Consider the following 13863-nt stretch of genomic DNA (forward strand, 5'->3'; position numbering starts at 1 on the left):
CTAGGCGCGGGCGAGACGATAGACGGCGAGGCTGCCGAGGAAGTTCTGCTCGTCTTTCACCGTGTTGCCCTTGTCGTCGAGCACCATGCGCTCGCGCACGACGATGCGCATCGCGGCGCACAGCGCATCGAAATCGGCGATGGTGAAGAAGCGGATGTTGGGCGTGTCGAACCACTGGTAGGGCAGGTCTTCCGACACCGGCATGCGCCCGGCCATCACCGCCATGCGGTTCTTCCAGTAGGCGAAGTTGGGGAAGGACACCACGGCCTCGCGACCGACGCGCAGCATCTCTTCGATGATGCGCTGGGTATGGCGCACGGTCTGCAGCGTGCGCGACAGCACGACGTGGTCGAACTCACCGTTCTCGAAGCCGGAAAGGCCGACCTCGAGGTCGCTCTGTATCACGTTGATGCCGTTGCCGATGGCTTTGAGCACGCCGGCATTGTCGATCTCGATGCCCCAGCCGCGCACGCCACGCGTGGCGATCAGCAGCTTGAGCAGCGAGCCGTCGCCGCAACCGAGGTCGAGCACGCGTTCGTTCGGCTGCACCCAGCCCGAGATCACGTCGAAATCGGGACGCCCGAGGGCGATGGCGTTTTCGGTCATGGCGTCACACCGCAATCCGGTTCATGTAGGCCCGCACGATGGCGTGGTACTGCTCGTCCTTCATCAGGAAGGAGTCGTGGCCGAAGCTCGAGGCGATCTCGGCGTAGGCGACGTCCTGGCCGTTGTGCACCAGGGCATTGACGATCTCGCGGCTGCGCGCCGGCGAGAAGCGCCAGTCGGTGGAAAACGAGACGACGAGGAACTTCGCGGTGGCCCTGGCCAGTGCCGCAGCGAGGCTGCCGCCGGTGGCATGGGCGGGATCGAAGTAGTCGAGCGCCTTGGTCATCAGCAAGTAGGTGTTGGCATCGAACCAGGAGGCGAACTTGTCGCCCTGGTAGCGCAGGTAGGACTCGATCTCGAACTCGACGCCGAAGCCGTAGGCCAGCCCCTCGCCCTTGAGCCTGCGGCCGAACTTCTCGGCCATCTGGTCGTCGGAGAGGTAGGTGATGTGGCCGAGCATGCGCGCCAGCCGCAGGCCGCGCGCGGGCTTGGTGTGGTGGCGGTAGAAGTTGCCGCCGTGGAAGTCCGGGTCCGTGAGGATGGCCTGGCGGGCGACGTCGTTGAAGGCGATGTTCTCGGCGGTGAGCTTCGGCGCGGCCGCGATCACCGCGGCATGGCGCACGCGGTCCGGCAGGTCTATCGTCCATTGCAGCGCCTGCATGCCACCCAGGCTGCCGCCGACCACCGCCGCCCAGGCGTCGATGCCGAGGCGGTCGGCCAGCCGCGCCTGCGCCTGTACCCAGTCCTCGACCGTGACCAGCGGGAAGTCCGCACCCCAGGGATGGCCGCTGGCGGGGTTGGGCGACGACGGCCCGGTCGAACCATGGCAGCCGCCGAGGTTGTTCAGTCCGACGACGAAGAACTTCTCGGTGTCGATCGGCTTGCCCGGGCCGATCATGTTGTCCCACCAGCCGAGCGTTTCCTTGACGCGTTCGGGATCGCTGTAGCCGGCGACGTGATGGTGGCCGGACAGCGCGTGGCAGATCAGGATGGCGTTGGACCTGGCGGCGTTGAGCGTGCCGTAGGTCTCGTACACGAGCTCGTAGGCCGGCACGACGGCGCCGCTCTTCAGGGTGAGCGGTTCGTCGAAGCGGGCGCTCTGCGCCGAGGCATGTCCTACGCTGTGTGTACTCATCGTTCCAGAAAACAAAAACCCGGTCGGCTGTTCGCTCGGACCGGGCTTCGTGTGACGCCTGCTTCGCTTTAGCCGAATTTGTTAAGCGCCCGCAATCAGAGATCAAATCGGCGCTGGTGCGAAGATTAAGGCGTTTCGGCCCGCCTTGTCAATTTAGAGCCGCTCCATCAGCTCGCGGATGCGTTCGGGCTCGTCGAGACGCAGCAGGCGCGTGACCTTCTGCGCCAGTTGCTCGGCGTCCGCCATCACCACCTTCTGCTTGACCTCGAGGATCTGCGAGGGATGCATCGAGAACTGGCGCAGGCCCATGCCGATCAGGAGATGGGTCAGCGTCGGGTCGCCGGCCATCTCGCCGCAGATCGCCACCGGCACCTCGGCGCGGGCGCCGGCCTGGATGGTTCCCGCGATCAGGCGCAGTACCGCCGGGTGCAGCGGGTCGTAGAGGTGGGACACCGCTTCGTCGGTGCGATCGATGGCCAGGGTGTACTGGATCAGGTCGTTGGTGCCGATGGAGAGGAAGCGCAGGCGCTTGAGGAAGGGTCCGAGCACCAGCGCGGCGGCGGGAATCTCGATCATGCCGCCGACCTCGATGCCCTCGTCGAACTTGACGCGCGCCTCGCGCAGCTGGGTCTTGGCCAGTTCGATCAGGGCCAGGGTCTGCTCGATCTCGTGCACGTGGGCGAGCATCGGCACCAGGATGCGCACGCGGCCATAGTGCGAGGCGCGCAGCAGGGCGCGCAGCTGCGTCATGAACAGCTGCGGCTCGGCCAGGCAGTAGCGGATCGCGCGCAGGCCCAGTGCCGGATTGGGCTCCTGCCGCTCGCCGCCATTGCGCAGCGCCCGCGCCTGCTTGTCGGCGCCGATGTCGAGCGTGCGGATGGTCACCGGCTTGCCGGCCAGCGCCTTGGCCACGCTGCGGTAGGCTTCGAGCTGCTCATCCTCGGTCGGCAGCTCGTCGCGGTTCATGAACAGGTACTCGGTGCGGAACAGGCCGATGCCGGCGGCGTCGACCTCCTTGACCTGGCCGACGTCCTGCGGCAACTCGATGTTGGCCAGCAGCGCGACCTCCTCGCCGTCGAGCGTCGCCGCCCGGGCGGTCTTGAGCCGCTTGAGCTTGGAGCGCTCGAGTTCGAGCTCGCTCTTGCGCAGCCGGTATTCCTCGAGCACGCGCGGGTCGGGCTCGACGATGAGCACGCCGCGCGTGCCGTCGATGATCAGCAGGTCGTCGTCGCGCACCAGCGGCCGCGCGTGGTGCAGGCCGACCACGGCCGGAATGGCCAGGCTGCGGGCGACGATGGCGGTATGCGAGGTGGCGCCGCCGAGGTCGGTGACGAAGCCGGCGATCTTCAGCGTCTTGAACTGGATGGTGTCGGCTGGGGAGAGGTCGTGGGCGACGATGATCAGCTCGCAATCGTCCCTGTCCGCCCCTTTGCTGCGGCGGCCGAGCTTGCGCGGCTGGCCGGTGAGCACCTTGAGCACGCGCTCCACCACCTGCACGATGTCCTGGCGCCGCTCGCGCAGGTAGCTGTCGTCGATCTCGTCGAAGTGGCCGACCAGCTGCTCCATCTGCTGCACCAGCGCCCATTCGGCGTTGCAGCGGCGCTCGCGGATCAGCTGCTTGGGCTCCTCCGACAACAGCGGATCGGCCAGGATCATGGAATGGATGCCGACGAAGGCAGCGAGTTCGGCCGGCGCGCCGGAGCCGCTGGCCTCGTCGTGCAGCGTGGCAAGCTCGGCCTGTACCGTCTTCAGGGCGACGTCGAAGCGCGCCACCTCCATCGGCACGTCACGCTCGCGCAGCGTGTAATGTGCGACCTCGAGCGTGGCGTGGGAAACGAGATGCGCCCGGCCGATGGCGATGCCGTGGGAGACCGCGAGGCCGTGCAACGTGAAGGTCACCGGCCGGACCTCACTCGTCCTCGCCGAACTTGTCGGCGATCAGCCTGGACAGCGCTTGCGCCGCTTCCTCGGCCAGCTCGCCCTCGGTGTCGACGATGACCCTGGCGCCCTTGCCGGCTGCGAGCATCATCACCCCCATGATGCTCTTGGCGTTGATGCGGCGCGTGCCCTTCTCCATCCACACCTCGCAGGGGAAGGTGCCGGCGAGCTGGGTGAGGCGGGCGGAGGCGCGGGCATGCAGCCCGAGCTTGTTGACGATTTCGACTTCGACGCGCGGCATGGTTATGCGGGCCCTAGTGGCTGAGCATGTTGAGGACGCCGTCACGCCCGCCGGCGGCGGCCTTGGCGACCAGCGACGCCATGTCCTTGTCGCGGTAGGTCAGCGCGCGCAGCAGCATCGGCAGATTGACGCCGGCCAGCCCCTCGATGCGGCCGGGCTCGAGCAGCTTCATCGCCAGGTTCGAGGGCGAGGCGCCGTAGACGTCGGTGAGGATCAGCACGCCGTCGCCGCTATCGATGCAGCCGACCAGCTGCCTGGCCAGCGGCAGGGCGTCGAGCGGATCGTCCTGCGGGGTAAGGCCGAGCTGGGCGATCTGCGGCGGCCGCTTGTTGAGGACGTGGCAGGCGCACTGGATCAGCGACTCGCCGTAGGTGCTGTGGGTGATGAGGAACAGGCCGATCATGCGAAGATTCTAGCGGAAAGCGATCCAGGCCACCGCCAGCAGTGCCGCCAGCGCGAAAGCCCAGGCGAGGCGTCTCGCCAGCACCGACTTTTCGGCTTCCGCCGCCGCGTCGCCGTCGACCATGCGCCGCAGCCGGCGCAGCACGGCGATGCCGACGACGCGGCGCACGCCGCGCTCCGTCTCCGGATCGCTCATTTCTTCTCCTCCTCCGCTACGAACTGCAGCCGCACGCGCAGCGGCTCGGTCACCTCGACGCGGCCGGCAGCATCGACGCGCAGCACCTGGGCGATGCCGAGCTTCGCCGCCAGCGGCTTCCAGCCGTCGCCGGCGACGAACAGGGGCTTGCTCGCCACGTCCGACCAGAGGCCGGCCTTGTCGCCGGGGGAAATAAGCACCGTCAGCGCCCGCGTGCCGGTGGCCGGCTCGGCGGTGCGCGGATCGATCAGGTGGCTATAGCGGCGCCCGTCCATCTCGAAATAGCGTTGGTAATCGCCCGAGGTGCCGATCGCCTCGCCGTCCCTGAGTTCGAGCGTTGCCAGCGGCTCGGACTTCCGCGGATGCTGGATGCCGACGCGCCAGGGCGTGCCGCCCTTGGCGCCCAGCGCCAGCACGTTGCCGCCGATGTTGATCAGCGCGTTGGTGATGCCATGGGCCTTCATGATCGCGGCGGCCCGGTCGAGCGCCACGCCCTTGAGGTAGCCGCCGAAGTCCAGGGCCACCGACCGGCTCGTGCTCGTCACCGTACGCCCATCCACCTTCAGCGCTGCGATCGACGGCTTCGCCTGCCGCAGCGCCGCCAGCTTTTCCGCGTCCGGCAGTTGCGGCTTGAAGGTCTCGTCGTGGAAGCCCCAGAGTTTCACCAAGGCACCGATGCCCGGGTCGAACAGGTAGTCGCCCTGCGCCGCCAGCGCCCTGGCCTCGACGATCAGCGCGGCGAGTTCCGCCGACACCTCGTGCGGGCGGCCGGCCGCGATGGCATCGTTCAGTGCCGTCAGTTCCGATGGCTGCCAGGCGTGATAGGCGCGGTGCAGGCGGTCGAACTCGCGCAGCACCGCAGCCGTCGCCTCGCGCCCCTTGTCGGCCGGCGCTCCCCATACCAGCACCTCGACGCGGGTGCCGAAGACATACGATTCCTGGCTTTGGAGCGACTCGCGTCCGCAGCCGGACAGCAGCAGCAACGCAGCCAGCATGATCGGCCGCAGCCACATCGGGGATGGATGCAAGCCGGCAAGGAGCGAGCGACGAGACATACCGCGCTGGGAGGCGAGGAGCGAGCGACGCCGCTAACGCAGCAGACGCCCCGATTTGGCTGCGGCCCTACTCGGCATCCGCCTGCGCCGAGGGCTGCGCCGCGGCGAAGGCCGGCAGCATCAGGCAGTTGCGTTCGATGGATGCAATCAGCGGAAAGGACGCGAGATCGACGCCGAAACGGTGGGCGTTGAACACCTGCGGCACCAGGCAGACGTCGGCCAGGGTCACCGCGTCGCCGAGGCAATAGTGGCCGTTGCTGTGCAGGCGCCGCAACAGCGCCTCGATGCCGGCGAAGCCCTCGCTGATGCCGATGCGCACCCATTCGTTCTTCGCCTCGTCGTTCGCGCCGAACTGCTCGCCGAGACGCTTGAGGACGCGGGGCGTGTTGAGCGGGTGCAGGTCGGCGACGACGTGCAGCGCGATCTCGCGCGCATGGGCGCGCGCCAGGGGCGCCTTGGGCAGCAGCGGCGGCTCCGGATAGAGCTCGTCGAGATATTCGAGAATCGCCAGCGACTGGGTGATCACGTCGCCATCCACTTCCAGGCTGGGCACGCCGCCGGTGGGGTTGACGGCACGGTATGCCGGCTGGTTGTGCTGGCCGCCGTCCTTGACCAGATGGACGTAGGCACACCCGAGCGGGATGCCCTTGAGGCTGGCGGCGATGCGCACGCGATAGGCGGCGGTGGAGCGGTAGAAGGTATGCAGTTTCATGGGGTCCCTGTCGTGCCGGTGATGGCGGTTTCCTCGAGCTCGATGGCGGCGGCCAGCAGCGCCAGGCGCGCCACCACGCCGTAGGCGTAGAAGCGGTTCGGCGCGGCGTCGGGCGCCAGGTGGGCGTCGGGCAGGCTGCAGCCGGTCTCGAAGGCGAGCGGCTTGAAGGTCATGCCCGGCGCATTGAGGTTCTCGTCGATGCCACGCTGGGTGTTGACGCGGTAGAAGCCGCCGACGACGTAGCGGTCGATCATGTAAACGACCGGCTCGGCCGTGCCCTCGTCGACCGTCTCAACCGTCGGCACGCCCTCCTGGATGATGACCTCGGTGACCTGCAGGCCTTCCTTGACCACGGCCATCTTGTTGCGCTGCTTGCGGTTGAGATCCTGCACCTCGCTGGCATCCTTCACCGTCATGATGCCCATGCCGTAAGTGCCGGCATCGGCCTTGACGATGACGAAGGGCTCCCGCTCGATGCCGTATTGCTTGTACTTGGCGCGGATGCGGTAGAGCAGCGCATCGACGTTGGAGGCGAGGCACTCGAGGCCGGTGCGTTCCTGGAAGTTGATCTTGCCGCAGACTTCGTACTCGGGATTGATCAGCCAGGGATCGATGCCGATCTCGCGGGCGAAGTCGATGGCGACCTCCTGGAAGGCGCGGAAATGCCGCGACTTGCGCCGCGCGTGCCAGCCCGCATGCAGCGGCGGAATGACGAACTGCTCGTCGAGGTCCTTGAGGATCTCGGGCACGCCGGCCGAGAGGTCGTTGTTGAGCAGCACCGAGCAGGGGTCGAAGCCGTCCAGCCCGAGCCGGCGACCGCCGGGGCCGATGCGCTTCACCGGTTCCAGCGTCAGCGTCTGGCCGTCCGGCAGGTCGAGTGTGGTCGGCGCCGTGATCTCCGGCAGCAGCGAGCCGACGCGCACGTCGATGCCGGCGTGGCGCAGGATCAGCGCCAGCCGTGCGACGTTCATCAGGTAGAACTGGTTGCGCGTGTGGTTCTCGGGGATCAGCAGGAAGCGCTTCGCCTCGGGGCAGACCTTCTCGATCGCCGTCATCGCCGCCTGCACGCACAGCGGCAGGAAGGCGACGTTGAGGTTATTGAAGCCGCCCGGGAACAGGTTGGTGTCGACCGGCGCCAGCTTGTAGCCGGCGTTGCGCAGGTCGACCGAGCCGTAGAACGGGGGCGCGTGGTCGAGCCACTGGCCGCGCAACCATTGCTCGATGGCCGTTTCCTTGTCGAGGAAGCGCTTCTCGAGCTCGAGCAGCGGGCCCGTCAGGGCGGTGGTGAGATGGGGAACCATGATCTCATCTTATCAGTTGGGCCAGCGGGGTCGGAGCGATGCGGCTTCGGGGAGCCCCAAGGGTGGTGGGTACCCGGCACAGCGAAGTAAAGGAGGAGAAGCGGGCGCAGCACGCTTCGGGGGACATGAGCAGTGCCGGGTACCCACCACCCTTGGGGGACACGCCGGTGCCTTGCCCGAGTCGGCCGGCGCCGCCAGTGGGATGCTCTGCAGAGCGAAGTAAAGGAGGAGGTGGCAACCGCTGGCTGCCACCGGGGCACATGAGCGGCGCAGAGCATCCCGCTGGCGGCGCCACGCACAAAACTTCAAATGTCATATCAGCCCGCGCACCTCGAACTGCGTGAAGTCCTCGGGCAGCAGCGTCTGCTCGAGGCTGCGCTGGGTGAACAGGAAGCGGCCGTCGCAGACGAAGCCGAGTTCGTGCCAGTCGACCTCGTTGAGCATGGCCGCGAGCACCGCCGGATCAACGTCGCGCTTGTGCGGAAACAGCGCAAGGATGGCACCGTCGTAGTTGTTGCAGGGATGCGTGAAGAAGGGTCGGACGTTGCGGGTCTTGTGATTGACATAGACGCGCGGCGCCTCGGAGACATGGTGGCGCCGCCCCCATTTCCACCAGTTCGACTCGTCGAACTTCGCCACCCGCCGCGCCAGCAGCCGTTCCTTGTGCTGCTCCAGCCAGGGCAAGGGGGCGTCGAAGATCATGCGCCGGGTCGCGCCCGTGACCGCCGTCTTCGAGCAGACGAAGTCGGCGTTGCCGAGCTCGGCGTTGGTGAAGATCTCGTCGGCGCCCGACACCGCGCCGACCCGGACCGCGAAGACGCTGGCCAGCGGCACGCTGTAGATGCCGCGCGTCAGCAGCAGCTGGCCGCCGGAAAGCACCATGCGGCGTCCGTCCTTCAGACGATGCGCCATGTCGCCCTTCTCGAAGCGCCAGATCGCGCAGTTCGGCGCCGCGCCCTCGAAGATCTTCGTGTCGCCGAGGTCCTCGAAATCGGTGATGGTGCCCTGCTCGAACAGCCAGGTGTTGAGGCGCGCCGCACCCGTGGCCTTGAGAAAGTCGCGCGGGGTGATGAAGATCAGCTCGCCGCCGGGCGCGAGATGACGCACGCACTTCTCGATGAAATGCAGGTAGAGGTTGGCATGGCCATCGAGCAGCTGCGAAGCCAGCCGGATGCCCGTCGCCGGCAGGATGTCGCGCGCCCTGACGTAGGGCGGATTACCGATGACGGTGTCGAAGCGGTCGTCCGCCGGCCAAGTGAAAAAATCGACGTTATGCGCGTCCGGGGGACAGTGCGCCGCGTCCAGCTCCACGGCCACGCAGCCGTCGATGCGCGAACAGAAGGCGCCGTTGCCGGCGGCCGGATCGAGCACGCGGCCGCGGTTGCGGCGCAGGGACAGCATGCGCTCGACGATGGCGGGCGGGGTGAAGACCTGGCCGAGGGTGGCGATGTCGTAACTCTTGTTCATGAATGGACCGGGGGGAGGCCGCAATTATCCCTGCAATCATGGAGAGCCCCTACCCTATTTGCACGGATGCAATCGGCCACCGCTCCGTGTCGCCAGCGCCGACTTTTTGTGCTCGATTGGTCCTTGCCGGGTCTCGCCCCGGCGGGCGAGACCCGGCAAACCCCGATCAAAGGGCAAAACTCGGCTCCGGCGCCACGCCGGCGTAAAATCGCGGGTTCGCTTCATTCTTCACGCCCGCCGCCATGCTCGTCGCTTCCAACATCACCATCCAGTTCGGGGCCAAGCCCCTGTTCGAGAACGTCTCCGTCAAGTTCGGCGACGGCAACCGCTATGGCCTGATCGGCGCCAACGGCGCCGGCAAGTCGACGTTCATGAAGATCCTCTGCGGCCAGCTCGAGCCCTCGGCCGGCAACGTCACCAAGGACACCTTTGAGCGCATGGCCTACCTGCGCCAGGACCAGTTCGGCTTCGAGGACATCCGCGTGCTCGACGTGGTGATGATGGGCCACGAGGACATGTGGAAGTGCATGCAGGAGAAGGACGCGATCTACGCCAACCCCGAGGCGAGCGAGGATGACTACATGCACGCCGCCGAGCTGGAGGTGAAGTTCGGCGAGATGGGCGGCTACGACGCCGAGGCGCGCGCCGGCGAGTTGCTGCTCGGCGTAGACATCCCCGTGGACAAGCACAACGGCCCGATGCGCGAGGTGGCGCCGGGCTGGAAGCTGCGCGTGCTGCTGGCGCAGGCGTTGTTCGCCAACCCCGACATCCTGCTGCTCGACGAGCCGACCAACAACCTCGACATCAACACCATCCGCTGGCTCGAAACCGTCCTCAACGGCCGCGACTCGACCATGGTGATCATTTCCCACGACCGCCACTTCCTCAACCAGGTGTGCACCCACATGGCCGACCTGGACTACGGCACCATCCAGGTCTATCCCGGCAGCTACGACGAATACATGGAAGCCTCGACCGCCGCGCGGGCGCGCATCGCGGCGCAGAACGCCAAGTCGAAGGATCGCATCGCCGACCTCGAGGAATTCGTCCGCCGCTTCTCGGCCCACAAGGCCAAGGCGCGCCAGGCCACCAGCCGCAAGAAGCAGATCGAGAAGCTCAAGGTCGAGGACGTCAAGCCCTCAAGCCGCCAGTACCCGTGGATCCGCTTCGACTTCGACGAGAAGAGCAAGCTGCACCGCCAGGCGCTGGAGATCGAGCGGCTGCAGTTCGGCCATGATCCGAAGCTGCCGGTGATCAAGAACCTCACACTGACGCTGGACGCCGGCGACCGCCTGGCCGTGATCGGCGAGAACGGCGTCGGCAAGACGACGCTCATGCGCCTGCTGATGGGCGAGCTGACCGCACAGCACGGCACCATCAAGTGGGCGGAGAAGGCCAAGCCCGGCTACTACGCTCAGGACCATGCCGCCGACTTCGCCTCCGACCAGACGCTGACCGAGTGGATCACCGGCTACGTCCGCGCCGGCGGCTACGACGGCGGCGACGTCGAGACGCTGATGCGGCAGACGCTCGGCCGCCTGCTGTTCGGCGGCGACGACGTGAAGAAGCCCGTGCGCGTGATCTCCGGCGGCGAACAGGGCCGCATGATCTTCGGCAAGCTGATGCTGCTGAATTCCAACGTGCTGGTGCTGGACGAGCCGACCAACCACCTCGACATGGAATCCATCGAGTCGCTCAACACCGCGCTGGAGAAATACGAGGGCACGCTGGTCTTCGTCTCGCACGACCGCGAGTTCGTCTCCTCGCTGGCGACGCGCATCCTCGAGATCAAGCAGGACGGCAGCTACGTCGATTACCGCGGCGACTACGACGAGTACCTGCATTCGCTCGGCGTCGAGTAGTCCCGGCTCCCTGCCATGATCCTGCTGCGCAAGCTCGCCTTCGCCCGCGCCGGCAAGCCGCTGGTCACGGATGCCTCGCTGCAAATGCACCCCGGCTGGAAGATCGGCCTCACCGGCGCCAACGGCTGCGGCAAGTCCTCGTTCTTCGCGCTGCTGCGCGGCGAGCTGCATCAGGAAGCCGGCGACCTCGAGATGCCGGCCGTCTGGCGCGTCGGCCACGTCGCCCAGGACACGCCGGCGCTGCCGGATGCCGCCCTCGAATTCGTGCTCGACGGCGACACCGAGCTGCGCGCGGTCGAGGCCGGCCTGGTCGAGGCCGAAGCCGCCCACGACGGCCACCGCATCGCCGAGTTGCACACGCGGCTGCAGGACATCGAAGGCTATTCGGCCAAGGCGCGCGCCGCCGAGATCCTCGCCGGCCTCGGCTTCAGCGAGGATGACCACCGTCGCGCCGTCGCCGACTTTTCCGGCGGCTGGCGCGTGCGCCTCAACCTGGCGCGGGCGCTGGTGGCGCGTTCCGACCTGCTGCTGCTCGACGAGCCGACCAACCACCTCGACCTCGACGCCGTGCTCTGGCTCGAAACCTGGCTCAAGTCCTTCCCCGGCACGCTGGTGATGATCTCCCACGACCGCGATTTCCTCGATGCCGTGGTCGGCCAGATCCTGCACATCGACGCCGGCCAGATGAAGCTCTACTCGGGCAACTACTCGGCCTTCGAGCGCGCCCGCGCCGAGGCCCTCGCGCTGCAGCAGGCCATGCACGCCAAGCAGGAGCGCGAGGTCGCCCACCTGCATGCCTACATCGATCGCTTTCGCGCCAAGGCCAGCAAGGCGCGGCAGGCGCAGAGCCGGATCAAGGCGCTGGAGCGGATGGAGCTGATCAGTGCCGCCCACGTCGACGCGCCGTTCGAGTTCCGCTTCGCCGAGCCCGAGGGATTTTCCGATCCGCTGCTGGCACTCGAGGATGCCGCCGCCGGCTACGGCGAAACGACCCTGCTCCACCACATCAAGCTCACGCTGCGCCCGGGCAGTCGCATCGGCCTGCTCGGCCGCAACGGCGCCGGCAAGTCGACGCTGGTGAAGCTGCTGTCAGGCGAAAAGTCGGTGCTGGCGGGACGCCGCATCGAGGGCCGCCACCTCAAGATCGGCTACTTCGCCCAGCACCAGATGGAGCTGCTGCGGCCGGACGAAAGCCCGCTGCAGCACCTGGTGCGACAGGAGCCGGCCACCCGCGAGCAGGAGCTGCGCAACTACATCGGCGGCTTCGATTTCCGCGGGCCGATGGTCGACGCGCCCTGCCGCCATTTCTCCGGCGGCGAGAAGGCACGGCTGGCGCTGGCGCTGATGATCCGCACCCGCCCCAACCTGCTGCTGCTCGACGAGCCGACCAACCACCTCGACCTCGAAATGCGCGAGGCGCTCACACTCGCCTTGCAGGAGACCGAGGCGGCGATGGTGCTGGTGTCGCACGACCGCCACCTGCTGCGCACCACGGTCGACGAGCTGTGGCTGGTGGCGGATGGTGCGGCCCGGCCCTTCGACGGCGACCTCGACGACTACGCGGCGTGGCTGGCCGCACGGCGCGGGCAGTCGCGCATCGCCGCACCCACCGACCCCGACAAGGCCGCACGGCAGGAAGCCCGCGCCAATGATGCGGCCAGCAGGAAGTCGGCGCTGGCGGCACGGCGGCCGCTGGTCAAGGAAGCGGACAAACTCGAAAAGCAGCTCGCCGGCTGGCAGGCGGAAAAGGCCGAACTCGACGCCCGGCTCGCCGACCCGGCGCTCTACGCGACGCCGGATCGCGCGCGCATCGACGGACTGAACAAGCGCCAGGCCGAACTCGCTGCGGCCATCGAGGCCGCCGAGACGCGCTGGCTCGAGGTGCACGAACAACTGGAAGCATTGGCCGTCGAGTAAAATCGCCTTCTTTCGTCGCCTTACCGCAGGAGTCTGCCGTGCAGCTGGTTTGCCTCGACCTCGAAGGGGTCCTCGTCCCCGAAATCTGGATCGAATTCGCCGAGCGCACCGGGATTCCCGAACTGCGCCGCACCACCCGCGACGAGCCCGACTACGACGTGCTGATGAAGTACCGGCTCGGCTTGCTCAAGCAGCACAAGCTGGGCCTGCCCGATATCCAGAAGGTCATTGCCGCGATGGGGCCGATGGCCGGCGCGAAGGATTTCCTCGACGCCCTGCGCCGCGACTTCCAGGTCATCATCCTCTCCGACACCTTCTACGAATTCGCCATGCCGCTGATGGCGCAGCTGGGCCACCCGGCGCTGTTCTGCCACAAGCTCGAGGCCGATGCCGAGGGCTTCCTCGTCAATTACCACCTGCGCATGGCGAACCAGAAGAAGGAATCGGTGCAGCGCTTCAAGGAACTCAACTTCAAGGTCATCGCCGCGGGCGATTCCTACAACGACACGGCGATGCTGGCCGAGGCCGACGCCGGAATCCTGTTCCACCCACCGCAGAACGTGATCGACGAGTTCCCGCAGTTCCCGGTGACCATGAACTATGCCGAGCTGCGCAGCGAGATCGACAAGGCGTCGGCGCGGATTTAGGGATGATGCTTGCTCATTGGAGCGCGACCGAAGCGATGGGGTGCTCTACTGCGCTCATGGTCCACGGCTTGCTTTGCACAGCAAGCCGGCTTCGGCAGCGCGGAGCAGTGCTCCGCGCAACCCTGCCTACGCCCCCCGGCGCTGGCCGTCGGCCACCGCCTCCTCCTTTACTTCGCTCCGCAGAGCACCCCACCACTTCGATCGGGAAACGTTGCAGCGGGTTGGTCGCGGCAAAGCACCCAAGTCTCCGGCCAAGGGCATCGGGGTACCGGCACAGCGAAGTAAAGAAGGAGGAACGGGCGCAGCCCGGTCCGGGTGACATGAGCAGTGCCGGCGCCCCGATGCCCTTGGCACGCGCCGCAGCCCAACGCACGTCGCGCTTCA

The 13863-nt window shown here is 67.3% G+C and carries 13 protein-coding genes; 3 read left to right on the plus strand and 10 right to left on the minus strand.

Going from position 1 to position 13863, the window contains the following annotated elements:
* The 10 genes from metW to EJE94_RS03330 form a co-directional block, all read right to left on the minus strand.
* Positions 1-606 carry a methionine biosynthesis protein MetW gene (metW, locus tag EJE94_RS03285; protein WP_207855670.1) on the minus strand — a complete coding sequence of 202 codons (606 nt, stop codon included), beginning with the start codon at positions 604-606 and terminating at the stop codon, positions 1-3.
* 4 nt (positions 607-610) lie between these two features.
* Complete coding sequence (gene metX / locus EJE94_RS03290; RefSeq protein ID WP_121240044.1) at positions 611-1741, minus strand: homoserine O-succinyltransferase MetX; 1131 nt, start codon at positions 1739-1741, stop codon at positions 611-613.
* Between the two features lie 153 nt (positions 1742-1894).
* Positions 1895-3640 (minus strand): phosphoenolpyruvate--protein phosphotransferase, encoded by a 1746-nt coding sequence (ptsP, locus tag EJE94_RS03295; RefSeq protein WP_121240045.1) that lies wholly within the window; start codon positions 3638-3640, stop codon positions 1895-1897.
* A gap of 10 nt (positions 3641-3650) precedes the next feature.
* Positions 3651-3920: an HPr family phosphocarrier protein gene (locus EJE94_RS03300; protein ID WP_121240046.1), complete on the minus strand. Its 270-nt coding sequence runs from the start codon at positions 3918-3920 to the stop codon at positions 3651-3653.
* A 13-nt stretch (positions 3921-3933) separates the two neighbouring features.
* Complete coding sequence (locus EJE94_RS03305) at positions 3934-4323, minus strand: PTS sugar transporter subunit IIA (RefSeq protein ID WP_121240047.1); 390 nt, start codon at positions 4321-4323, stop codon at positions 3934-3936.
* A gap of 9 nt (positions 4324-4332) precedes the next feature.
* On the minus strand, positions 4333-4518 hold the full coding sequence (locus tag EJE94_RS03310) for a hypothetical protein (RefSeq protein ID WP_121240048.1): 186 nt from the start codon (positions 4516-4518) through the stop codon (positions 4333-4335).
* Complete coding sequence (locus EJE94_RS03315; protein WP_243642510.1) at positions 4515-5546, minus strand: FAD:protein FMN transferase; 1032 nt, start codon at positions 5544-5546, stop codon at positions 4515-4517. The genes EJE94_RS03310 and EJE94_RS03315 overlap by 4 nt, the downstream gene beginning before the upstream one ends.
* Positions 5547-5640: 94 nt before the next feature.
* Positions 5641-6285 carry a maleylacetoacetate isomerase gene (gene maiA, locus EJE94_RS03320; RefSeq protein ID WP_121240050.1) on the minus strand — a complete coding sequence of 215 codons (645 nt, stop codon included), beginning with the start codon at positions 6283-6285 and terminating at the stop codon, positions 5641-5643.
* Positions 6282-7586: a glutamate--cysteine ligase gene (gshA, locus tag EJE94_RS03325; RefSeq protein ID WP_121240051.1), complete on the minus strand. Its 1305-nt coding sequence runs from the start codon at positions 7584-7586 to the stop codon at positions 6282-6284. Before gshA ends, maiA begins: the two co-directional genes overlap by 4 nt.
* A 312-nt stretch (positions 7587-7898) precedes the next feature.
* On the minus strand, positions 7899-9053 hold the full coding sequence (locus EJE94_RS03330) for an Eco57I restriction-modification methylase domain-containing protein (protein WP_121240052.1): 1155 nt from the start codon (positions 9051-9053) through the stop codon (positions 7899-7901).
* Between the two features lie 242 nt (positions 9054-9295).
* On the opposite strand from EJE94_RS03330, the gene EJE94_RS03335 reads away from it, so the two are divergent.
* From EJE94_RS03335 to thrH, 3 genes are read left to right on the plus strand one after another with little or no spacing between them, the layout of a single operon-like run.
* Positions 9296-10915: an ABC-F family ATPase gene (locus tag EJE94_RS03335; RefSeq protein WP_121240053.1), complete on the plus strand. Its 1620-nt coding sequence runs from the start codon at positions 9296-9298 to the stop codon at positions 10913-10915.
* 15 nt (positions 10916-10930) lie between these two features.
* Entirely contained in the window at positions 10931-12832 is a 1902-nt protein-coding gene (locus tag EJE94_RS03340) for an ATP-binding cassette domain-containing protein (protein ID WP_121240054.1), read from the plus strand.
* A 38-nt stretch (positions 12833-12870) separates the two neighbouring features.
* Positions 12871-13479 (plus strand): bifunctional phosphoserine phosphatase/homoserine phosphotransferase ThrH, encoded by a 609-nt coding sequence (gene thrH / locus EJE94_RS03345; protein WP_121240055.1) that lies wholly within the window; start codon positions 12871-12873, stop codon positions 13477-13479.
* Positions 13480-13863: the final 384 nt, after the last annotated feature.

The sequence above is a fragment of the Sulfurisoma sediminicola genome, assembly GCF_003865015.1.
Taxonomy (GTDB): domain Bacteria; phylum Pseudomonadota; class Gammaproteobacteria; order Burkholderiales; family Rhodocyclaceae; genus Sulfurisoma; species Sulfurisoma sediminicola.